We start from the raw sequence: 20095 nt of genomic DNA, 5'->3' as shown, positions 1-20095 counted from the left end.
GCGATGAGTGCGGTCTACCGTCAGCCCTGCCGGATCACCAGTCTGCCACCCTGGCGCTGGGCCACGACTTTGCCCGGGAGATTGATGGCTCCCTGGCCGCGCCAGCCGGTGATCAGACGGTCGACCTCTTCGATGTGCCGGGCGAACAGGGAACCGGCGGGCGCACCGGCATCGATCGCGGCCCGGCGCACGATGCGGCGGCGCACGGCGGGCGGCAGGGCGTAGAGCTTGGCGCACTCCAGGAGACCGGCCGCGTCGCGCACGGTCGTGTCGGCCTGGGCGGCCCACGTGTCGAGGGCGTCGGCGTCGTCCCGGGACAGCTGGGCCGTCCGGGCGAGCGCCTCGACGACCCCCTTGCCGAGCGCCTTCTCCAGGGCGGGCAGGCCCTCGTGCCGCAGCCGCGAGCGGGTGTAGGCCGGATCGGTGTTGTGCGGGTCGTCCCAGACGGGCAGCGACTGGACCAGACAGGCCTTGCGGGCGGTCTGCCGGTCGATGTGGAGGAAGGGGCGGCGGTAACGGCCGGCGACCCCCGAGGTCGCGGCCATTCCGGACAGGGAGCGGATCCCGGAGCCGCGGGCGAGACCGAGCAGGACGGTCTCGGCCTGGTCGTCACGGGTGTGGCCGAGCAGCACCGCGGCCGCTGAATGCCGTTCGGCGGCGGCATCCAGGGCGGCGTAGCGGGCGTCGCGGGCGGCGGCCTCGGGGCCGCCGTCGCGGCCGACGTCCACGGCGACGGACTCGACCGGGGTCATGCCGAGGGCGGTGAGGCGCACGACGACCTCGGCGGCGCGCAGGTCGGAGCCGGGCTGCAGGCCGTGGTCGACGGTGATGCCGCCGGCGCGGATGCCGAGCTTGGGGGCCTCGAAGGCGAGGGCGGAGGCGAGCGCCATGGAGTCGGCGCCGCCGGAGCATGCGACGAGCACGAGCGGCGGTGCCTGCTCGCGTGGGGGGTGTGGGGGGCTGTTCTGGGAGCTGCGCTGTACGTCGGTCAGTACGTCGTGGAGTACGCGGCGGACCGCCAGGCGTATCGCCGCGACCGCAGGATGGGGACCCATGTCCGGTTCCCTTCGTGAAGTTCGGGGGGTGAGCCTCGGACCAATCACTCAGGACCCACTCCGGAGACCGGACCCGGCCTTCGCCGGGCCCCGGAATCCCGAGTCTTGGTCACTCAGAGTGTGTCGATGGTGACAGAACCGAGCCGTTCCCCGAGCATTGCACGCCTACCCATCGCCTACGGTCCCTCGGACGGGTGATTGCTGGAGCGTTCTCCTGCCGTCGGCCGCATCCGGTCCCTCAGTCTCCCTTACGGTGCACCCTCGCGACCCAGTCCGCCGGTTTGGCGATCTCCGCCTTCGTGGGCAGTGTGTTCGGGGAAGTCCAGACGCGGTTGAAGCCGTCCATGCCGACCTCGCCCACGACGGCGCGGACGAAGCGCTCGCCGTCGCGATATTGGCGCAATTTCGCGTCGAGGCCGAGGAGCTTGCGCAGCGCCTGGTCCAGGCGGCTGGCGCCCCGGGCCCTGCGCTCCTTGAACTTCTCGCGGATCTCTCCGACGGAGGGCACCACGTCCGGTCCCACGCCGTCCATCACGAAGTCCGCGTGGCCCTCCAGGAGGGACATCACGGCCGTCAGGCGGGCGAGGATCTCGCGCTGGGCGGGGGTCTGGACGATCTCGACGAGGGAGCGGCCGCCGTCGTCCTCCTCGCCCTCGGGGCGGCCTCCGGCGAGCGACTGGGCGGCCTCCCTGACGCGCTCCAGGACCGTCATCGGATCGACCTCGGTCTCGCCGAGGAACGCCTGGATCTCGCCCTCCAGGTGGTCGCGGAGCCAGGGCACGGCGGTGAACTGCGTGCGGTGCGTCTCCTCGTGGAGGCAGACCCAGAGGCGGAAGTCGTGGGGGTCGACGTCCAGCTCGCGCTCGACGTGCACGATGTTCGGCGCGACGAGGAGGAGCCTGCCGCCGCCGTTCTCCCCCGCGGGGAGGTCGCGGGTGGCCGGGGCGAACGTCTCGTACTGCCCGAGGACGCGGGAGGCGAGGAAGGACAGCAGCATGCCGAGCTCGACGCCGGTGACCTTGCCGCCGACCGCGCCGAGGACGGCGCCGCCGGGGCCGCTGCCGCGGCGGTCCTGCATCTTGTCCAGGAGGGGCTTGAGGATCTCGCGGAACCCCGCCACGTTCGCCCGGACCCAGCCGGCTCGGTCGACCACGAGGACGGGGGTGTCGTGGGTGTCCTCCGTGCCCATCTTCGTGAAGGAACGGACGTGCTCCTCCGAGGACTTGGCGTGCCGGCGGAGCTCGGCGACGACGGCGCGCGCCTCGTCCCGGCTCACCTCTGGGCCCGGCCGCACGAGCCGGGTCGCGGTCGCCACCGCGAGATTCCAGTCGACCATCTCCGCACCACCGATGCTCGTCATGCGTCAACGGTACGTGCTGGCTCCCTCTTGCGGAGGGGCTTGCACCCCACCTTGCCCCGGAGGCCGGCCCCTAGGGGGTCCTCGGGGCGGGTGGGGCTTCTGTCCTCGGCGCCGTCGGGGTGTGGGCCGGTTCTCTTCTCGTGCGGGCTGTTTGTGGCTTGGCGCGCAGTTCCCCGCGCCCCTTCGGGGCGCCTTCGCCTGTTCCCCCGGGTGCGGGCTTTTTTGTGGCTGAGCGCGCCGTTCCCCGCGCCCCTTCGGGGCCCAGGCAGCCTTCGGGGCTCTGCGCCCGTCTGTGCCGGGGGCGGCTCAGCGGCAGCCGCAGTTGGCCACTGTGGAGGCCATGCGGTCCAGCGCTGCCTGGGCCGCGTCGCGGTCCGTCGTGCCCGTGGTCATGAAGGCGAAGACCAGGAGGCGGCCGTCGGCGTCGACCACCGTGCCCGCGAGGGTGTTCACGCCCGTCAGCGTGCCGGTCTTGGCGCGGACCAGGCCGGTGCCCGGGGAGTCTTTGGGGTAGCGGTCGACCAGCGTGCCGGTGAAGCCGGCGACGGGCAGGCCCGTCACCACGGAGCGCAGTTCGGGGCGGGCCGGGTCGGCGGCGTGCTCCAGGAGCGCCGCGAGCAGCTCGGCGGAGATCCGGTCGGCCCGGTCGAGCCCGCTGCCGTCGGCGAACTTCGCCCCGGAGAGCGGGAGTCCGAGCTTCGCCAGCTCGGCGCGGACCGCCTTGTCGGCGCCGTCGAAGCTCGCCGGCTCCTTCGCCGCGATCGCCGTCTGGCGGGCCAGCGCCTCGGCGATGTCGTTGTCGCTGTGGGTCAGCATCCGCTCGACCAGGGCGGACAGCGGCGGCGACTCGACCTTGGCGAGGGACTCGGCGCGGTCCGAGGCCTTGGAGGGGCCGGGGTCGGACGTGGTCTTGATGCCGTGGTCCTTCAGGAAGTCCGCGAACTTCTTCGCCGCGTCGCCCGCCGGGTCCTTGGAGCGGTCGGCGGTGCCGCTGGCGGAGTCGTCGAGGCGGCCCTCGTCGGCCATCAGGGCGGTGACCTGGGTGAGGTTCTCGTTGTAGCCGATGGGGTGCTGCGGCGGTCCCGAATACAGCGAGGTGTCGTACGAGAGCGTGACCTCGTCCACGCCGCGGTCCTTCAGCGCCCGGGCCGTGTCCTCGGCCAGCGTGCGCAGGCTCGCCGCGGTGTCGACGTACCGGCCCTCCTTGCGGGCGGTGAGCGTGGGGTCGCCGCCGCCGACCAGGACGACGTCCTTGGAGTCGGGCTCGACCACCGCCTTCGTGGCGATGCGGTGGTCGGGCCCGGCCGCGGACAGCGCCGCGACCGCCGTGGCGATCTTGATCGTGGAGGCGGGTGTCAGCGTGTCGCCCGTGCTCCTGCCGTAGACCCGTTTGCCGGAAGCCGCGTCGAGGACGACTCCCGCGCGCTCCGGACCGAGCGCCGGGTCCTTGAAAAGCGGATCGAGCGCGTCCGCCAGGGCGCCGTCCGTCGGCGTGGGCGCCGTCCCCGCGGGCGCGCCGAGGCCGGCGAGCACAGAAGGGGCGCTCGGGGCGGATTCGGGCGTACGACCGCCGTGATCTGCGCCACCCCCGCTCTCCTGGGAAGCGGCCCACTCCCGCTCGGCCGTACGCTGGCCGGAGGAGTCCCAAGGGCCGGCCGCGGCCACCGCCCCGGCCGCGATGACCAGGCCGAAGGCGGCGGCACCCGCCGTGAGCTGCAAGGTCGTGAGCTTCCCGGCGAACCCGGCGAGCTTGGTGGCGGAAGGCTTGGACAGCTGTCTCAAAAGCTGTCGAGGCCGCTGCCAAGGCTTGAGCTCCGGCACGACGACCAGCCCCTTTCGCGATCACACATCTGCGTGAGGGACACTTAATCACCCGAAGTATGTGCTGATCATGGAGGAGCCACCCGTGGAGTTCGACGTCACCATCGAGATTCCGAAGGGTTCGCGGAACAAGTACGAGGTGGACCACGAGACCGGCCGGATCCGTCTGGACCGTCGCCTCTTCACGTCGACCAGCTACCCCGCGGACTACGGCTTCGTCGAGAACACCCTCGGCGAGGACGGTGACCCGCTGGACGCCCTCGTCATCCTGGACGAGCCCACCTTCCCGGGCTGCCTCATCAAGTGCCGCGCGATCGGCATGTTCCGGATGACCGACGAGGCGGGCGGCGACGACAAGCTGCTCTGCGTCCCGGCCTCGGACCCCCGCGTGGAGCACCTGCGCGACATCCACCACGTCTCCGAGTTCGACCGCCTGGAGATCCAGCACTTCTTCGAGGTCTACAAGGACCTGGAGCCCGGCAAGTCCGTCGAGGGCGCCGACTGGGTCGGCCGCGCCGACGCCGAGGCCGAGATCGAGCGTTCCTACAAGCGCTTCAAGGACGAGGGCGGCCACTGAGCCCACTCGCCCCGGACGGGCCGCGCGACCCCTGGGGGGCCACGCGGCCCGTCCGTGTATCTGTGCCCATACTGGCCATACGAACGGTGCGTACGTGTCGTATGAGAAGTGAGGGCATCAGTGGCCGAGCAGGAGGCCGAGGACCGCAAGCCACAGTCGGACGAGGCCCGCAGCGCGTTCGCGCAGCCCAGTGGAGTGGTGGCCGCGCAGCCGCCGGCTCTTGAGGACGAGTCGCAGACGACGTCCGAGTTCGCCGTTCCCACGGGTCTCACGACGCCCTCGTCGACGACTCAGGAGACCGAGAAGTCGGCGTTCACCACTCCGCACACCTACAGCGCCCGCAACGCCCCGCCGGCCTTCACGCCCGCGCAGGGCGTCCCCCTGGTGAAGCTCACCAAGGAAGTGCCCTGGCAGGACCAGATGCGCACGATGCTGCGCATGCCGGTCGCCGAGCGGCCCGCTCCGGAGCCCGCGCAGAAGCAGGAGGACGACACCGGGCCCGCCGTGCCGCGCGTGCTCGACCTGACGCTGCGTATCGGGGAACTGCTGCTCGCCGGCGGTGAGGGCGCCGAGGACGTCGAGGCGGCCATGTTCGCGGTCTGCCGCTCCTACGGCCTGGACCGCTGCGAGCCGAACGTGACGTTCACGCTCCTGTCGATCTCGCACCAGCCCTCGCTCGTCGACGACCCCGTCACGGCGTCCCGCACGGTGCGCCGCCGGGGCACCGACTACACCCGTCTGGCCGCCGTGTTCCACCTGGTGGACGACATCAGCGACCCGGACATCGACGTCTCCCTGGAGGAGGCCTACCGCCGCCTCGCGGGCATCCGACGCAACCGCCACCCCTACCCCGGCTGGGCCCTCACGGCGTCCAGCGGGCTGCTCGCGGGAGCGGCCTCCGTGCTGGTCGGCGGCGGGGCCCTGGTCTTCGTGGTGGCCGCGGTCGGCGCGATGCTCGGCGACCGGCTCGCCTGGCTGTGCGCGGGGCGCGGGCTGCCGGAGTTCTACCAGTTCGTGGGCGCCGCGATGCCGCCCGCCCTGATGGGCGTGGCGCTCAGCTTCGTCCACACCGAGGCGTCCATGGCCTCCGCGGTCATCACCGGTGGGCTCTTCGCGCTGATCCCCGGGCGGGCCCTGGTGGCGGGCGTGCAGGACGGCCTGACCGGCTACTACATCACCGCGGCCGCCCGCCTCCTGGAGGTCATGTACCTCATCGTGGGCATCGTCTGCGGGGTGCTGCTCGTCCTGTCGCTCGGCGTGATGCTGGACGCGACGAACCTGACGCCGGAGACCAGGTTCGGGGTGACCTCGTCGCGGCCGGTCATCCAGATCCTGGCGTCGATGGCGCTGAGCCTCGCCTTCGCGATCCTGCTCCAGCAGGAACGTCACACCGTGCTGATCGTGACCCTCAACGGCGGCATCGCCTGGGTGATGTTCGGCGCGCTGGCGCAGACCCCGCTGAAGCTCTCCCCCGTCGCCGCGACGGCCATCGCGGCCGGTCTGGTGGGGCTGTTCGGGCAGCTCTTCTCGCGGTACCGGTTCGCGTCCTCACTGCCCTATGTGACAGCGGCGATCGGACCGCTGCTGCCCGGTAGCGCCACGTACTTCGGGCTGCTCGCCCTGGCGCAGAACGACCTGAACACGGGCATCAACTCGCTCACCAAGGCCGTCGCGACCGCCCTGGCCATCGCGATCGGCGTGAACCTGGGGAGCGAGGTCTCCCGGCTGATCCTGAAGGTCCCGGGGGCCACCTCGGCGGTGAACCGCCGCGCGGCCAAGCGGACCAGGGGCTTCTGACCGGCGGAACGCACGAAGGCCCCCGTACGGCTTCGTACGGGGGCCTTCGGGTGGTCCGTGCGGTCAGCGCTTGGCGTGGCGGCCGCGCTGCGCCGGGGCCGCGCCCGGGGCACCGGCCTCGGCCGCGCCCTTCTTGGCCTTCCCGCGCGCCCGCAGGAACTCGATGATGATCGGCACCACCGAGATGAGGACGATCAGGATCAGGATCGCCTCGATGTTCTTGTGGACGAACTCGATGTTGCCGAGCCAGGCGCCGAGCAGGGTCACGCCCGCGCCCCACAGGACGCCGCCGATGATGTTGAACGTGATGAACGAGCGGTACCGCATCCCGGAGACGCCGGCGATGATCGGCGTGAACGTCCGCACGATCGGCACGAAGCGGGCCAGGACCAGGGACTTCGGGCCGTACTTCTCGAAGAAGTCGTGGGCCTTGACCACGTTCTCCTGTTTGAAGAGCTTGGAGTCCGGGCGGTTGAAGAGCGCGGGCCCGACCTTCTTGCCGAAGAGATAGCCCGCCTGGTCACCGAGGATCGCGGCGAGGCAGATCAGCACGCAGGCCAGCCACAGCGGGGTGTCCAGCTTGTTCGTGGTGATCAGCAGGCCGGTGGTGAACAGCAGCGAGTCACCGGGCAGGAAGAAGCCGATGAGCAGGCCCGACTCGGCGAAGACGATCAGCAGCAGGCCCCAGAGGCCGAACTGGTTGAGCAGGTAATCCGGATCCAGCCAGCTTGGTCCGAGCGCAAGCGTCGTCACGGTTCCGGGCTCCTGAGGGTGAGGGGGCGGTGCGGCGGCGGGTGCAGCCGCCCAAAGTTATCAACGCGAGGTACCCCGGGCAGGTTCCACCTTCCCCCTCACCGGGCGCACCGCGCACTTCCCAGGGTGCACTCCTCGCCAACCAGGACAAAGCTGTGGGGCATGGGTATCGAAGATTTCGGCGGCGGCCTCAACCCTCAGTCCGACGTCCTCGTCGTGACCACCAATGACGTGCCCGGGTTCCGTGTGACCCGGGTGATCGGTGAGGTCTTCGGCCTGACCGTCCGCTCCCGGCACCTGGGCAGCCAGATCGGCGCGGGTCTGAAGTCCATGATCGGCGGCGAGCTGAAGGGTCTGACCAAGACGCTCGTGGAGACCAGGAACCAGGCCATGGAGCGCCTCATCGAGCAGGCACGCGCGCGTGGCGCCAACGCCGTCCTGATGTTCCGCTTCGACGTCACCGAGGCGCTGGACGGCGCGGCGGAGGTGTGCGCGTACGGGACGGCGGTCGTGATCGAGCAGCAGTCGTAGCTCGTGGCCCTGCTCCTGGCCGCCTACTTCTTCCCGCTCTTCCCGCCCCGCAGCCGGCCGATGAACCCCTTGGCCTCGGCCCGGCGCCTGGGGTCGGAGGACGCGCGGCGGGCCTCCCGCACGGCCCGCCGCCCCTCAGAGCTGCGGGCGAAACGCTTGACGCGGGACAGCAACTTGGACATGACGCCTCCTGAAGCCGGTGCGTACCCGCAGTGTCGGCCCGCCGCCCCGTCCTGTCACGAGGCGGCGCCCTCCTCGGTGCTCCCCCGGCCGCCCCGCGCCGCGTTCGCCAGGATCGCGTCCCGCATGAACACCGCGAGCCCCGGCCTGATGGCCTCGTAGAAGGCCGTGAAGCGCTCGTCCGCGACGTACATCTCGCCGAGGCAGGAGTGCAGCTCCAGCGGGCACCCGTAGTGGTGCCGCGTGATGAACAGTCGGTGGTCCTCGGCCCCGTCCATCGCCTCCGCGGAGTCGGCGGCCAGGCCCCGGTCGAGCAGGTCACCCATGTGGGCGTGGAGGGCGGAGAACTCGTCGTTGATCCGCTTCCAGTCGTCCTTCGTGTACGTGGCGGCCTTGCGCTGCGCCTCCCGATAGGCCTCCGTGTCGCCCCAGCGCTGCTCGACCTCCTCCGCGTACTGCTCGGGATCGTGCTCTCCGAAGACCTCGAACTTCTCCTCGGGCGTGAGGTTGATGCCCATCTTTCTCGCCTCCATTGCGGTCTCGACGGCGGCGGCCATCTCCTGGAGCCGCTGGATCCTGGCGGTCAGCAGCTCGTGCTGCCGCCGCAGGTGCTCCCGCGGGTCCGTGTCCGGGTCGTCCAGGAGGGCCGCCACCTCGTCGAGGGGGAAGCCGAGCTCCCGGTAGAACAGGATCTGCTGCAGCCGGTCCAGGTCGGCGTCGCTGTAGCGCCGGTGGCCCGCGTGGCTGCGCTCGCTGGGCACGAGCAGGCCGATCTCGTCGTAGTGGTGCAGCGTGCGCACCGTCACTCCGGCGACACCGGCGACCTGTCCCACGGGGTAGCTCATGGCTTCCGCCCTCTCTTCTCCGTACGCGGTCCAGCCTGCGTCCTCACGTCACGTGAGGTGCAAGCCCGCGCGCCCGGTGACCGCTCCGGGCGCCGCCGTCAGCCGCTCAGCGCCCTGAACCGCCGCACCGCCAACGGCAGGAATACCCCCACCAGTGCCACGGGCCACAGCACCGCCAGGAGCCCCGCGTGTTCCGCCGCCCAGGAGGTGTCCCCCACCCCCGGGTCGTTGCCGAAGAGATCGCGCACCGCGGTGGCCGTCGCCGACATCGGGTTCCACTCGACCGCGGCGCCCAGCCAGTCCGGCATGTTCTGCGGCACCGTAAAGGCGTTCGAGAAGAAGCCGACCGGCCAGACCAGGATCTGCACGGCCGTCACCAGCTCGGGACGGCCCACGACCATCGCCAGGTGGATGCCGATCCACAGCATCGCGAACCGCAGCAGCAGGAGCAGCCCGACCGCCCCGAGCGCCGCCCCGGCCGAGCCGTGCCAGCGCCAGCCGATGGCGAGCCCGACCCCCATCATGACCAGGAGCGCGGCGAAGGACTGCAGCATGTCCGCGACCGAACGCCCCACCAGGACGGCGCCGTCGGCCATCGGCATCGAGCGGAACCGGTCGATCACGCCCTTGTTCAGGTCCTGCGTGACCGCGACCATCGTCGCGTCCAGACCGAAGGCCATGGTCAGCGCGAACATGCCCGGCACCAGGAACTCGGCGTAGTCCCCCGCGATGCCCTTGCCGCCGCCGATCAGGTAGTTGAACATCAGCAGCAGCATCACCGGGAAGACGAGTCCCACGACCACCTGCACGGGCTGGCGCGCCCAGTGGGCGAGCTCGCGCCGCGTCATGGTCCAGGAGTCCGTCACGGCCCAGCCCATCGGCGTACTCACACGGCCTCCTTCGTACGTTCGCCGGGCGCGGCCTCGTCCGTACGCCCGGTCAGGCTCAGGAACACCTCGTCCAGCGTGGGCCTGCGCAGGGCCACGTCCTCGGCCTCGATGCCCGCGTCCTGGAGGGCCCGCACGACGGACGTGAGGGCCTCCATGCGGTCCGTCACGGGCGCGGACACCAGGCGGCGGTCCGCGTCCACCGCCGCGCCGCGCGGCAACAGCCCCGCGCAGCGCTCCAGTTGGGCCGCGTCGCGCACCACGACGTCGATCCGGTCCCCGCCCAGCTTCGCCTTGAGGTCGTCCGCCGTGCCGTCCGCGATGACGCGGCCGCCGTCGATCACCGAGATGCGGTCGGCCAGTTGGTCCGCCTCCTCCAGGTACTGCGTGGTCAGCAGCACCGTGGTGCCGCCGCCGACCAGCGAGCGCACCGAGTCCCACACCTCGGCGCGGCCGCGCGGGTCGAGGCCCGTGGTGGGCTCGTCAAGGAACAGCACCTCGGGCTCCGTGATGAGCGAGGCCGCGAGGTCCAGACGGCGCCGCATGCCGCCGCTGTACCGCTTGACGGCCTTGCCGCCGGTGTCCCCGAGGCCGAACCGCTCCAGGAGCTCGTCGGCCCGCTCGCGCGCGCTCCGGGCGCGCAGATGGTGCAGCCGCCCGAACATGTCGAGGTTCTGCCGACCGCTCAACTCCTCGTCCAGCGCCGCGTGCTGGCCGAGCAGACCGATACGCCTGCGCACCTCGTCGGGCCTGCGCCGCACGTCGTGGCCCGCGACCTCCACCCGTCCCTCGTCGGGCCGCAGCAGAGTGGCGAGCACCCGTACGGCCGTGGTCTTGCCGGCGCCGTTGGGCCCGAGCACACCGTGCACCGTGCCGCGGCCGACCCGCAGGTCGAGTCCGTTCAGCGCCTTCTTCTCCTTGTACGCCTTGTGCGCACCCTCGACGACGATCGCGTCCGTCATCCGACTCCCCTCGTCGATCCACCGGCCCGCCGATCCGGTTGATCACGTAGTCAAACTTGACTAGGGAGGTGAAGGTAACCGAGCCGAAGTCATTCGTCAAACTTGATTAGCGGCGATCCGCACCCGCACCGGCGGAGGTCCGCCGTCGCCCCAGCGGTGGCCCGACGTCGCTCCAGCGGAGGTCCGCCGTCGCTCCAGCGGTGGTCCGCCGTCGCTCTAGCGGTGGTCCCCGGCGTGCGGCTCACCGGTCGCGTAGGGGTTCTCCTCGCCCTCGGCGAGCACCGCGACGAACGGCTCGCCCTCCCCCGCGAAGGTGTACGCGCCGCCCTCGATCCGCTCGATCAGGCCTTGCGCCCACTCCACGCCGCCGTCGGCCGTGTGCACCCAGTAGTTCATGATCTCGCCGATGTGGCCGAGCTGTCCGGGGCCGTCCTCGGGCGTGTAGTACTCCGTGACGCCCTTGCGCCAGCCCTCGATCACGCGCACGCGCTCCCTGAGCAGCGAGAGCGCCTCCGCGCGCGGCAGGTCGACGATGAACCCCAGGGCGGCGGTGAGCATGTCGGGCCGCTGGTCGTACGTGACCAGGGCACTGCGGAGCATGGTCAGGAACTCCTCGGTGCCCTGGTCCGTGATCTCGTACTCCGTGCGCGGCGGGCCGCCCGCGGTGGACGGCGCGATCTCGTGCGCGTGCAGGAATCCCTGCTTCGCGAGCTGCTTCAGCGCGTGGTAGATCGAGCCCGGCTTGGCGTTGGACCACTCGTGGGCGCCCCAGTACTCCAGGTCGTTGCGGACCTGATAGCCGTGGGCGCGGCCGTGCTGGCGGACCGCGCCGAGAACCAGGAGCCGGATCGCCGACATTCACCGCACCTTTCGGGGCCGCGCGCCCTTCGCGGGGCCACACACTCATCAACTTTGACCAGGGTAGCCCTGCTCCTGTGCCACGAGCTCGAAGGCCGTCTTCCCGTCCAGGGACTCGCGGACGATGTCCGCGTGGCCCGCGTGCCGCCCGATCTCCTCGACCAGGTGGAGCATCAGCCAGCGCATCGACACCTCGCCGTCCTTCGGGAACCACGGCGCCGGGGGCAGCGGGAAGGTGTCGTCGAGGCTCGGCACCGAGCGGATGAACTCCTCGGTCTCCCGGGCGACCCCGTCCCAGAAGGCGAGCATCTCCGCGACCGTCTCGCCCTCGACGAGGCGGAAGCTGTCGCCCCAGGTCTCCTGGGTGCGGGCCTTCTCGTTCGGCTTCTGCTGGGCCATCCGCAGCCAGTTCAGCTCCGTCTCGGCGACGTGCTTCACCAGGCCGCCCAGGGTCAGCTCGCTGGCGCTGGGGCGGGCCTTCGCCTGCTCGTCGCTCAGGCCGAGGACCGAGCGGCGGATGCCGCCCCGCTGGGCCTCCACGAAGGCGATGAGGGCGCCGCGCTCGTCGCCACGGGCTTCCGCGTTCACGTGCGTGACCATGGTGTCCGCCTTTCCCTGAGGGAGTTGGGTCTGCCGGGTTCTTCTCCCGACACCCCCTACGCTACGAACCCTTGCGGTCAGTTTCTGTCCGCAAGGGTTCGGCGACACGAAAGACCTCAGGTCCCAGGCCCCAGAGCCTCAAAGCCTCAGAACGGGAAGCGCGACCTGCCGTGCTGTACCGAGATCCACTTCTGGGTGGTGAAGGCGTCCACCGTCGCCTCGCCGTTCAGCCGCCCCACGCCGGAGCTCTTCTCGCCGCCGAACGGCACGATCGCCTCGTCGTGCACCGTGCCGTCGTTGACGTGGATCATGCCGGTGCGCACGCGCTTGGCGACGCGTACGCCGCGCTCCACGTCCCGCGTGTGCACCGCGCCGCTCAGGCCGTACGGGGTGTCGTTCGCGAGCCGCACCGCCTCGTCCTCGCCGTCGAAGGGCACGAGCAGCGCGACCGGGCCGAAGATCTCCTGGCCGAGGACCGGGGAGCCGGCGGGCAGGTCCGCCAGGATCGTGGGGGCGACCAGGTTGCCGTCCACGCTCCCGTGCAGGAGCGCCCTGGCGCCCGCGGCGATCGTCTGGTCGACGACGGCCGCGACGGCGTCCGCCTGCGAGGAGTTGATGAGCGGGCCGATGTGCGTGGTGGGGTCGGCCGGGTCGCCCACCTTGAGCGAGGCGACCTTCGCGACGAACTTCTCGGTGAACTCGCCCTCCACGGACCGGTCCACGAGGATGCGGTTGGCGGCCATGCAGACCTGGCCCTGGTGCACGAAGCGGCTGAAGACCGCCGCGTCCACCGCGTAGTCGACGTCGGCGTCGTCGAGGACGATCAGCGCGCTGTTGCCGCCCATCTCCAGGATCGAGCGCTTGAAGTGCGAGGCGCAGACCGTGGCGACGTGGCGGCCCACGCGGTCCGAGCCGGTGAAGGAGATGACGCTCGGCACGGGGTGCTCGATGAAGGCGTCACCGATCTCGGCTATGTCCGTGATCACCACGTTCAGCAGACCGGCCGGCAGGCCCGCGTCCTCGAAGACCCGGGCCAGCAGGCTGCCGCCGATCACCGGGGCGTTCTGGTGCGGCTTGAGGACCACCGCGTTGCCGAGGGCGAGGGCCGGGGCGACCGTCTTGACCGACAGGAACAGCGGGAAGTTGAAGGGGCTGATGACGCCCACGACGCCGACCGGGACACGGTAGAGGCGGTTCTCCTTGCCGTCCTCCGGCGAGGGCAGCACCCGCCCCTCGGGGAGCAGCGCGAAGTGGACCGCCTCGCGCAGGAACTCCTTGGTGAGGTGGATCTCGAAGGCCGCCTTGAGCCGGGTGCCGCCCAGCTCGGCGATGATCGCCTCGGTGATCTCCTCCTCGCGGTCCTCGATGATCCGCAGGGCACGCTCGAACACCGCACGGCGGGCATAGGGGTTGGTCTCGGCCCACTCCTGCTGCGCGCGCTCGGCGGCGCGGTAGGCCTGGTCCACCTCGTCGGCGGTGGCGACGGTGATGGACGCCAGCTTCTCGCCGTCGTACGGATTGAAGTCGATGATGTCCCAGGAACCTGAACCGGCCTTCCACTCACCGTCGATGTACTGGTGAGCCAGGTCAGTGAAGAAGGACATGAGACGGACCCCTTGCCGCGGCAGCAGACGGAAGCAAACGGAAGCTGACACCTGATCTCACGTCATAGTACTTATGTTTCAGGTGAGTTGGAGTAGACCACGGAGAAGATCCCGGCTGTCCGCCGGATCGGGGCTGTCCTTGTGGAGCTGCGCCACGACTCTCTCGTACTGGGCGACTTCCTCGGCCTTGTCGAGATAGAGGGCACCGGTGAGCTGTTCCACGTACACGACGTCGGAGAGGTCGGACTCCGGGAAGCTCAGCATGGTGAACGCGCCGCTCTCGCCGGCGTGCCCGCCGAAGGTGAACGGCATCACCTGGAGCGTGACGTTCGGCCGTTCGGAGATCTCGATGAGGTGCTGGATCTGACCCCTCATCACATCCCGGTCGCCGTAAGGGCGTCGGAGCGCCGCCTCGTCCAGGACGCAGTGGAAGCGGGGCGCGTGCTCGGAGGTGAGGAGCTTCTGGCGCTCCAGGCGCAGCGCGACGCGCCGCTCGATCTCCGCCTCGCTCGCGCCCTTCATGCCGCGCGCGACCACCGCGTGGGCATACGCCTCGGTCTGCAACAGGCCGTTGACGAACTGCACTTCGTAGACGCGGATGAGTGAGGCCGCGCCCTCCAGGCCGATGTAGGTCTGGAACCAGCCCGGCAGCACGTCCGAGTAACTGTGCCACCAGCCGGTGAGGTTGGCCTCCTTGGCGAGCGAGAGGAGCGCGCCGCGCTCGGCCTCGTCCGTGACGCCGTACAGCGTCAGGAGGTCCTCGACGTCCCTGGACTTGAAGCTCACCCGTCCCAACTCCATGCGGCTGATCTTCGATTCGGAGGCGCGGATGGAGTATCCGGCCGCTTCGCGGGTGATGCCGCGGGATTCCCTGAGGCGCCTGAGCTGCGACCCCAGCAGGATGCGCCGTACCACCGAGCCGCTCGACTCGCCTGCGGTCACTTCGCTCAATCCTCCCCATCGACTGGAAGCCAGCAGTCTGCCATTAAACGCTTCAGGCCGTACTCGTTCGGTTACAGAAACGGAAAGCCTCCGAAAGCTCTCCACAAGAAACCGTAGGAAGAAATAGGCAAGAAAGGGCACGGGAGCGACCAAGTCCGGCGCGTGCACGTGCATCTGCCCTTGCATCTGCTGTACGCATTCGGAACCATGGTCCACGCGCCACCGCTGTACCGACGCGTACCACCGCACCATCGGCGACCGACCGCGCCACCGCTCCATCGCTATGTACCGCGAAACCGGGGAGTGCCTCGCATGGGGACGAATGGATCGACCATGCTCGAGCCGTTACGGCAGGGGCTTCCCCCACTCGACCCCTCGGCGGTCTCCAGCTCGGCCTCCGTCGCCCTCCCCGCCCGCTACGAAGCGGTCGGCAGCGCACGGCAGTTCACCCGGAAGACGTTGGGCCAGTGGAACCTTGACGAGCGGTTCGACGACATCGCCCTCGTCGTCTCCGAACTCGTCACCAACGCGCTGCGGCACGCGCTGCCCGCGGACACCCCGCGCGAACAGCAGGACCCGCCCGTGCGGCTGCACCTGATGTGCTGGGCCTCGCGTCTGGTGTGCGCGGTGCGCGACCCCAGCGACGAGAGCCCGGTCGCGCGCGAGACCGACGAGGACTTCGCGGCGGAGTCGGGCAGGGGTCTGTTCCTGGTGGACTCCTTCAGCGACAGCTGGGGCTGGCACCCGCTCGCCGGCACGCTGCGCGGCAAGGTGGTCTGGGCGCTGTTCCGGCTGGGCTGACGGTCGACCGGAGCGGCTCAGGCGAGTGAAGTGGCCTCGGCCTAGCCGCCGATGAGGTGGTCGAACTCCCCGTCCTTCATCCCCAGCAGCATGGCCTCTATCTCCGCGCGCGTATAGACGAGCGCGGGACCGTCCGGGAAGCGCGAGTTGCGCACGGCGACGTCGCCGCCCGGCAGCTTCGCGAACTCCACGCACGAGCCCTGCGAGTTGCTGTGCCTGCTCTTCTGCCAGACCACCCCGTGAAGCTCCGTGGCCGCCATGCCGTTAAACGCGTGGTGCACAGATCGCTCCCCGGTGGTGCAGTGCCGTTAGAGGCTCTAGATGCAGTGGTCAACTGTCCCGGATCATAGCTGTGTTCACATGCCGATGCATGGGCAGATGCACGTGCACGCGGGGTGTTCCCTTGATTACAGGTCTGTCAGTACGTCCAGTTCGCCGTCCGGGCCGATTCCGTCGTGCTCTAGAAAAGGACGCGCACCGCGCTGTTTATGTTCCGTCCAAGTGCCGGAAAAAAACGGGCGCGGTGCGCTAAGGCGGGAGCGAAGGCCTCCGTTCAGCAGACCTCCAGGAGGGTGTCGAAGGCGGAGGGCAGGCGTTTCCAGGCGTCGCGCCCGGCGGCGTACTCCTCGTCCGTCAACAGGCAGGACTCCAGCAACCGTGCGAGCGCGTCGCGGTCCAGGCCCGGCGAGGTGAACACCAGGTGGTTGCAGCGGTCGCCGTGTTCCGGGTGCCAGTCCAGGGCGGCGGCCGCGCGGCGCACCGGCGGGACCATCTCCCACGCGGCGTCCGGCAGCGAGGCCAGCCACGGCCCGGCGCCCTCGACACCGAGCGCGCCGCCCGCCGCGTCCCAGCCGAGCAGCGTGTCCGGATGGTCGGCCAGCCAGAACCGGCCCCGGCTGCGGACGGCCGCGCAGGTCAGGTCCTCCAGGGCGTCGTACAGCCGCCCCGGGTGGAAGGGCCGCTCCCGGTGCCATACGAAGGTGACGACACCGCACGCGTCCGCCTCGGCCGGGAGCAGCGCACAGGCCGGGTGCTGCGCCGCGGCGGCGGCCTCGACGTCGAATCCGGCGCGCGCGGCGACCGCCAGGCCGGGGTCGCCGACCCGGAGCCGGCGCGCCGTCGGGTGGAGCTGGGCGAGCAGGGCGCGGTCCTCGTCGTCGGCATCGGCCGAGTCCGCGACGGCGAGCACGGGGGCGTACTCCAACTGGCGCGCCCAGGTGTCCGCGACCGTGCGCCGATCGGTGGGGGCGGCGGCGAGCCCGGCGTCCATGAGGTCGTCGCCGTTGCCGAGGCAGGGCAGGAGCAGGGCGGGGTCGACGGCGGTGACGACGCCGCCGAGCCGGATGCCCTCGCCGCCGTGCGCCGCGATCACCTCCGCCATCGCCTTGGGCTCGACCGAGTCCCACAGTTCCACGACCGCGAGCCGGGTCAGGCCCGCGTCCGCGAGGCGGCGCAGTTCGGGCACCAGGTCCTCGCGGAGCGCGCAGCAGGCACAGTCGTCGACCAGCGGGGCGTCACCGGTGGAGAGCACCTCGGTGGCGTCGCGCACGGTGCGCACGACGGTGCCCCGCACGGCGGTCGACAGGTCGTGGTGGAGGGCCACGCTGTCGGGGACGGCGGCGAGGATGCCGTCGACGGCCGCCCTGCGGGCCGCCGCGTGGAGGCCGCCGACGATCACGACGTCCAGCGCGGTCCGCTCGCTCATCGGCGCTTCCCGAAGCGGCGCTCGAAGCGCTCGACGCGGCCGGCGGTGTCCATCACGCGCGCGGTGCCCGTGTAGAAGGGGTGGCTCGCGGACGAGACCTCGACGTCGATGACGGGGTACGTACGGCCGTCCTCCCACTCGATCGTCTTGGCGCCGGTCGCCGTGGACCGGGTGAGGAAGGCGAAGCCGGCGGCCTTGTCACGGAAGACGACGGGGCCGTACGGCGGGTGGATGTCCTTGCGCATGGCGGTCAGCGCTCCTCTCGGAAGTCGACGTGGCGGCCCACGACGGGGTCGTACTTGCGCAGCGTGAGGCGGTCGGGGTCGTTGCGGCGGTTCTTGCGGGTCACGTACGTGAACCCGGTGCCGGCCGTGGACCGGAGCTTGATGACGGGGCGGAGTTCGTTGCGGGCCATGGGGCTAGTATATGAAAATGACTCCCGTTTTCAATAGAGGGTGTCCCCCAGCGACCGAGAGGTGCGTCACTTGTCCGCCCACTGCCAGCTGACCGGCGCGAGGCCCGGCTTCGGCAACCACGTCTCCCACTCCCACCGGCGGACCTCCCGCCGCTTCGACCCCAACGTCCAGCGCAAGCGGTACTGGCTGCCGAGCGAGGGGCGGTACGTGCGGCTGCGGCTCAGCACGAAGGGGATCAGGACCGTCGACGCCATCGGGATCGAGGCGGCCGTCGCCAGGATCCGCGCCCGCGGCACGAAGGTCTGAAGGGACCCCCACCATGGCCAAGAAGAGCAGGATCGCGAAGAACGAGAAGCGGCGCCTGGTCGTCGCCCGGTACGCCGCGCGACGCGCCGTGCTGAAGGAGATCATCCGCAGGACCGGCGGCACTGACGCCGAACGGCTCGCCGCACAGCGGGAGTTGGCACGCCAGCCGCGGGACGCCAGCGCGACGCGGGTGCGGAACCGCGACAGCGTCGACGGGCGTCCGCGCGGTTACGTGGGGGCCTTCGGGTTGTCGAGGGTGCGCTTGCGTGAGCAAGCGCACGCCGGATACCTGCCGGGGGTGCGCAAGTCCTCCTGGTAGCTTGGCGCGCGATTTGGCCGGGGGCCACCTCGGCAACGCCAGGCCTTCTAGGGGGAATTCACGTGCGTACGTACGTCCGTAGTGTCCGTCGTGTGCGGGTCGGTGCCGCCGTGGTGGGACTCGCCGCCGCGCTCGCGCTGACCGGGTGCGGCAGTGACGGGGACGGTGGCGGCAAGAAGGACCGGGGGTCGGCCGACGGGTCCTCCGGGTCCGCGTCCGGCGGCTCCGACGCGTCGGACGAGGGCGGCTCGACCGGAGGCCCGGACTCCGGCGCCAAGGGCGGGAGCCTCGAAGGCACGTGGGTCGCCACCGCCGACGGCAAGCCGCTCGCCCTCGCCGTGACCGGCAAGACGGCCACGCTGCTCGGCGAGGACGTGCTGTGCAACGGCACCGCGGGCGAGGAGATGGGCTCGCAGATGATCAACCTCAAGTGCCCGAAGGGGAATTCGGACCGCACAATGGGGATGGTCAAGTCCGTGGACGGCAAGTCGATGAAGGTCTCCTGGGAGGGCACCGGCACGGACGAGTTCCTCAAGACGGAGGGCGGCAAGCTGCCGGAGGGTCTGCCGACGGCGGGGCTGCCGCAGTCCTGAGACCGGGGCCTCCGGGCTCTTCGGCTCTGCCCATGAGCTCTTCGGCTCTGCCGGGCCCAGGGCCCCGGGCGTCAGCGGGCCGCGGGACCTTTCTGGTTCCGCGGCCCGTTCGCGTCCGGGGTGGTCTTCGTGGACGAGCCGTCCACCAGCATCGGGGGCGGTGTCGTGTCGAGAGCCTCGGAGAGTTCGCCGAGGGTCTCCAGGAGCAGGCCCGCGCCCTTGCGGACCACGCGGTCCGGGACGCCCTCGCCGTCCCACGCGTCCAGGGCCTCGCGGACCGCGTCCCACCGGGGGACGCGGCGCTCTCGTACCGCCTTCGCGCCCTGCTCGGTCGACGTGCGCAGCGCCTCGGCGAGGCGGGCCGCCGCGGGGACGGGGGTCGCGTCGCGGTCCGGGAGGTGGGCCTCCATCAGCATCGCGACGCGGCCCAGCTGGGCCAGCGCCTCCTCCGCGTCGGCGGCCGCGGCACGGGACAGGCCCCGGTGGCGTACCGGTTCGTGCTTGGCCCGGCCCAGCGCCTCCTGCCAGGCGACGCGGGCGTCGCGGGCGGCGAGCAGGGCCTCGCGCACGTCGGGGCAGGCCTTGCCGGCCGGGTGGGCGTAGTGGTCGACGACCGCGGCGGCGTAACGGCCGTCCGCCGCGAGCCAGTCGGCGAGGCGGGTGCGCAGGCGCGGGGTCTCCCACGCCGGGTAGAGGGCGTACGCGATCATCGCGAGGACGCCGCCGAGCAGGGTGAGGACCACGCGTTCCGGGACCGTCTGCGTCCACTGCTGGCCGCCCATGCCGAGCAGGAACACGACGTACGCGGCGACGCAGGCCTGTGCCGCCACCTGGCCCGTGCGCATCAGCAGGTACATCATCCCGGCGCAGAGCACCGCGAGCGCGGCGGACAGGCCCGTGCCGGGGTCGGCGAGCTGGACCAGGCCCGTGGCGAGCGCGACGCCGACGAGGGTGCCGCCGAAGCGGGCCACCGCGCGGGAGTACGTCTGGGAGAAGTCCGGGCGCATCACCATGACCGAGGCCATGGGGGCCCAGTAGCCGTGGCCCAGCGGGAGCCAGTGCCCCAGGAGGTAGCCCGCGGCGGCCACCGACGTGACGCGGATCGCGTGGCGGGCGACCGGGGACTCGTGGCGCAGCTCGGCCCGCATGGCACGCAGGGCGCCGGGGACGAGGGCCGGGAGGG

General features: G+C 71.1%; 24 protein-coding genes. 7 read left to right on the top strand and 17 right to left on the bottom strand.

Features of this window, described 5'->3' with window-relative positions; all coding sequences use genetic code 11:
• Nucleotides 1-20: 20 nt before the first annotated feature.
• The 3 genes from tilS to dacB all read right to left on the bottom strand — a co-directional run bounded on the left by tilS (nt 21) and on the right by dacB (nt 4197).
• Nucleotides 21-1055 carry a tRNA lysidine(34) synthetase TilS gene (tilS, locus tag AOK22_RS25350; protein ID WP_055701030.1) on the bottom strand — a complete coding sequence of 345 codons (1035 nt, stop codon included), beginning with the start codon at nt 1053-1055 and terminating at the stop codon, nt 21-23.
• Nucleotides 1056-1293: 238 nt separating this feature from the next.
• Nucleotides 1294-2415, bottom strand: coding sequence for a zinc-dependent metalloprotease (locus AOK22_RS25345; RefSeq protein ID WP_055701029.1), 1122 nt, complete (start codon nt 2413-2415; stop codon nt 1294-1296).
• 306 nt (nt 2416-2721) lie between these two features.
• Nucleotides 2722-4197 carry a D-alanyl-D-alanine carboxypeptidase/D-alanyl-D-alanine endopeptidase gene (gene dacB, locus AOK22_RS25340; RefSeq protein WP_425264063.1) on the bottom strand — a complete coding sequence of 492 codons (1476 nt, stop codon included), beginning with the start codon at nt 4195-4197 and terminating at the stop codon, nt 2722-2724.
• A 124-nt stretch (nt 4198-4321) separates the two neighbouring features.
• Here dacB and AOK22_RS25335 point away from each other — a divergent pair, with 124 nt between their 5' ends.
• Together AOK22_RS25335 and AOK22_RS25330 are read left to right on the top strand one after the other, a co-directional pair.
• Complete coding sequence (locus tag AOK22_RS25335) at nt 4322-4813, top strand: inorganic diphosphatase (RefSeq protein WP_055701044.1); 492 nt, start codon at nt 4322-4324, stop codon at nt 4811-4813.
• Between the two features lie 120 nt (nt 4814-4933).
• Complete coding sequence (locus AOK22_RS25330; RefSeq protein WP_055701027.1) at nt 4934-6610, top strand: threonine/serine exporter family protein; 1677 nt, start codon at nt 4934-4936, stop codon at nt 6608-6610.
• A 63-nt stretch (nt 6611-6673) separates the two neighbouring features.
• On the opposite strand, the gene AOK22_RS25325 is transcribed toward AOK22_RS25330, so the two are convergent.
• The gene (locus AOK22_RS25325) at nt 6674-7363 is read right to left on the bottom strand and encodes a DedA family protein (protein WP_055701026.1); all 690 of its coding nucleotides are present in this window, start codon (nt 7361-7363) and stop codon (nt 6674-6676) included.
• Nucleotides 7364-7525: 162 nt separating this feature from the next.
• Between AOK22_RS25325 and AOK22_RS25320 the strand changes: the two genes are divergently transcribed.
• Nucleotides 7526-7894, top strand: coding sequence for a YbjQ family protein (locus AOK22_RS25320; RefSeq protein WP_055701025.1), 369 nt, complete (start codon nt 7526-7528; stop codon nt 7892-7894).
• A gap of 23 nt (nt 7895-7917) precedes the next feature.
• Here AOK22_RS25320 and AOK22_RS41980 read toward each other — a convergent pair whose 3' ends face one another.
• The 8 genes from AOK22_RS41980 to AOK22_RS25285 all read right to left on the bottom strand — a co-directional run bounded on the left by AOK22_RS41980 (nt 7918) and on the right by AOK22_RS25285 (nt 14772).
• Nucleotides 7918-8076, bottom strand: coding sequence for a hypothetical protein (locus AOK22_RS41980; RefSeq protein WP_167357881.1), 159 nt, complete (start codon nt 8074-8076; stop codon nt 7918-7920).
• Between the two features lie 54 nt (nt 8077-8130).
• The gene (locus AOK22_RS25315; protein WP_055701024.1) at nt 8131-8919 is read right to left on the bottom strand and encodes a MerR family transcriptional regulator; all 789 of its coding nucleotides are present in this window, start codon (nt 8917-8919) and stop codon (nt 8131-8133) included.
• Between the two features lie 98 nt (nt 8920-9017).
• The gene (locus AOK22_RS25310; protein WP_055701023.1) at nt 9018-9797 is read right to left on the bottom strand and encodes an ABC transporter permease; all 780 of its coding nucleotides are present in this window, start codon (nt 9795-9797) and stop codon (nt 9018-9020) included.
• 8 nt (nt 9798-9805) lie between these two features.
• Nucleotides 9806-10768 carry an ATP-binding cassette domain-containing protein gene (locus AOK22_RS25305; protein ID WP_055701022.1) on the bottom strand — a complete coding sequence of 321 codons (963 nt, stop codon included), beginning with the start codon at nt 10766-10768 and terminating at the stop codon, nt 9806-9808.
• 216 nt (nt 10769-10984) lie between these two features.
• Nucleotides 10985-11626 (bottom strand): PadR family transcriptional regulator, encoded by a 642-nt coding sequence (locus tag AOK22_RS25300; RefSeq protein ID WP_055701021.1) that lies wholly within the window; start codon nt 11624-11626, stop codon nt 10985-10987.
• A 48-nt stretch (nt 11627-11674) separates the two neighbouring features.
• Nucleotides 11675-12226 carry a DinB family protein gene (locus AOK22_RS25295; RefSeq protein WP_055701020.1) on the bottom strand — a complete coding sequence of 184 codons (552 nt, stop codon included), beginning with the start codon at nt 12224-12226 and terminating at the stop codon, nt 11675-11677.
• A gap of 146 nt (nt 12227-12372) precedes the next feature.
• Entirely contained in the window at nt 12373-13830 is a 1458-nt protein-coding gene (locus tag AOK22_RS25290; protein ID WP_055701019.1) for an aldehyde dehydrogenase family protein, read from the bottom strand.
• Nucleotides 13831-13908: 78 nt separating this feature from the next.
• Nucleotides 13909-14772, bottom strand: a complete 864-nt coding sequence (locus AOK22_RS25285) for a helix-turn-helix domain-containing protein (protein ID WP_055701018.1) — start codon at nt 14770-14772, stop codon at nt 13909-13911.
• 312 nt (nt 14773-15084) lie between these two features.
• Between AOK22_RS25285 and AOK22_RS25280 the strand changes: the two genes are divergently transcribed.
• Nucleotides 15085-15573, top strand: coding sequence for an ATP-binding protein (locus tag AOK22_RS25280; RefSeq protein WP_055701017.1), 489 nt, complete (start codon nt 15085-15087; stop codon nt 15571-15573).
• 41 nt (nt 15574-15614) lie between these two features.
• Here AOK22_RS25280 and AOK22_RS25275 read toward each other — a convergent pair whose 3' ends face one another.
• From AOK22_RS25275 to rpmG, 4 genes are all read right to left on the bottom strand, one after another.
• A complete protein-coding gene (locus AOK22_RS25275) occupies nt 15615-15854 on the bottom strand; it encodes a DUF397 domain-containing protein (protein WP_223775964.1) in 240 nt (79 codons plus the stop codon).
• A gap of 272 nt (nt 15855-16126) precedes the next feature.
• Nucleotides 16127-17278 carry a CobW family GTP-binding protein gene (locus tag AOK22_RS25270; RefSeq protein ID WP_055701016.1) on the bottom strand — a complete coding sequence of 384 codons (1152 nt, stop codon included), beginning with the start codon at nt 17276-17278 and terminating at the stop codon, nt 16127-16129.
• The gene (locus tag AOK22_RS25265) at nt 17275-17523 is read right to left on the bottom strand and encodes a type B 50S ribosomal protein L31 (protein ID WP_055701015.1); all 249 of its coding nucleotides are present in this window, start codon (nt 17521-17523) and stop codon (nt 17275-17277) included. The genes AOK22_RS25270 and AOK22_RS25265 overlap by 4 nt, the downstream gene beginning before the upstream one ends.
• A gap of 5 nt (nt 17524-17528) precedes the next feature.
• Nucleotides 17529-17693 carry a 50S ribosomal protein L33 gene (gene rpmG / locus AOK22_RS25260; RefSeq protein ID WP_033321692.1) on the bottom strand — a complete coding sequence of 55 codons (165 nt, stop codon included), beginning with the start codon at nt 17691-17693 and terminating at the stop codon, nt 17529-17531.
• Between the two features lie 70 nt (nt 17694-17763).
• Here rpmG and rpmB point away from each other — a divergent pair, with 70 nt between their 5' ends.
• From rpmB to AOK22_RS25245, 3 genes are all read left to right on the top strand, one after another.
• Nucleotides 17764-18000, top strand: a complete 237-nt coding sequence (gene rpmB, locus AOK22_RS25255) for a 50S ribosomal protein L28 (RefSeq protein WP_055701014.1) — start codon at nt 17764-17766, stop codon at nt 17998-18000.
• Between the two features lie 13 nt (nt 18001-18013).
• Complete coding sequence (gene rpsN / locus AOK22_RS25250) at nt 18014-18319, top strand: 30S ribosomal protein S14 (protein ID WP_055701013.1); 306 nt, start codon at nt 18014-18016, stop codon at nt 18317-18319.
• Between the two features lie 92 nt (nt 18320-18411).
• Nucleotides 18412-18912, top strand: a complete 501-nt coding sequence (locus AOK22_RS25245) for a hypothetical protein (protein ID WP_055701012.1) — start codon at nt 18412-18414, stop codon at nt 18910-18912.
• A 71-nt stretch (nt 18913-18983) separates the two neighbouring features.
• Here the strand turns inward: AOK22_RS25245 and AOK22_RS25240 are convergent.
• Nucleotides 18984-20095, bottom strand: a 1112-nt coding sequence (locus AOK22_RS25240) for an FUSC family protein (RefSeq protein ID WP_244164985.1), incomplete at its 5' end; no start/stop codon positions are given.

Origin of the sequence: Streptomyces silaceus (assembly GCF_001419745.1) — a bacterium.
GTDB classification, from domain to species: Bacteria; Actinomycetota; Actinomycetes; order Streptomycetales; family Streptomycetaceae; genus Streptomyces; species Streptomyces silaceus.
This window is presented reverse-complemented; position numbering and strand designations above follow the sequence as displayed.

Coding starts and splice junctions, on each gene's coding strand:
- tilS (WP_055701030.1), bottom strand. CDS start 1,055: ATGGGTCCCCATCCTGCGGTCGCGGCGATACGCCTGGCGGTCCGCCGC.
- AOK22_RS25345 (WP_055701029.1), bottom strand. CDS start 2,415: ATGACGAGCATCGGTGGTGCGGAGATGGTCGACTGGAATCTCGCGGTG.
- AOK22_RS25320 (WP_055701025.1), top strand. CDS start 7,526: ATGGGTATCGAAGATTTCGGCGGCGGCCTCAACCCTCAGTCCGACGTC.
- AOK22_RS41980 (WP_167357881.1), bottom strand. CDS start 8,076: ATGTCCAAGTTGCTGTCCCGCGTCAAGCGTTTCGCCCGCAGCTCTGAG.
- AOK22_RS25315 (WP_055701024.1), bottom strand. CDS start 8,919: ATGAGCTACCCCGTGGGACAGGTCGCCGGTGTCGCCGGAGTGACGGTG.
- AOK22_RS25310 (WP_055701023.1), bottom strand. CDS start 9,797: ATGGGCTGGGCCGTGACGGACTCCTGGACCATGACGCGGCGCGAGCTC.
- AOK22_RS25305 (WP_055701022.1), bottom strand. CDS start 10,768: ATGACGGACGCGATCGTCGTCGAGGGTGCGCACAAGGCGTACAAGGAG.
- AOK22_RS25300 (WP_055701021.1), bottom strand. CDS start 11,626: ATGTCGGCGATCCGGCTCCTGGTTCTCGGCGCGGTCCGCCAGCACGGC.
- AOK22_RS25295 (WP_055701020.1), bottom strand. CDS start 12,226: ATGGTCACGCACGTGAACGCGGAAGCCCGTGGCGACGAGCGCGGCGCC.
- AOK22_RS25290 (WP_055701019.1), bottom strand. CDS start 13,830: ATGTCCTTCTTCACTGACCTGGCTCACCAGTACATCGACGGTGAGTGG.
- AOK22_RS25280 (WP_055701017.1), top strand. CDS start 15,085: ATGGGGACGAATGGATCGACCATGCTCGAGCCGTTACGGCAGGGGCTT.
- AOK22_RS25270 (WP_055701016.1), bottom strand. CDS start 17,278: ATGAGCGAGCGGACCGCGCTGGACGTCGTGATCGTCGGCGGCCTCCAC.
- AOK22_RS25265 (WP_055701015.1), bottom strand. CDS start 17,523: ATGCGCAAGGACATCCACCCGCCGTACGGCCCCGTCGTCTTCCGTGAC.
- rpmG (WP_033321692.1), bottom strand. CDS start 17,693: ATGGCCCGCAACGAACTCCGCCCCGTCATCAAGCTCCGGTCCACGGCC.
- rpsN (WP_055701013.1), top strand. CDS start 18,014: ATGGCCAAGAAGAGCAGGATCGCGAAGAACGAGAAGCGGCGCCTGGTC.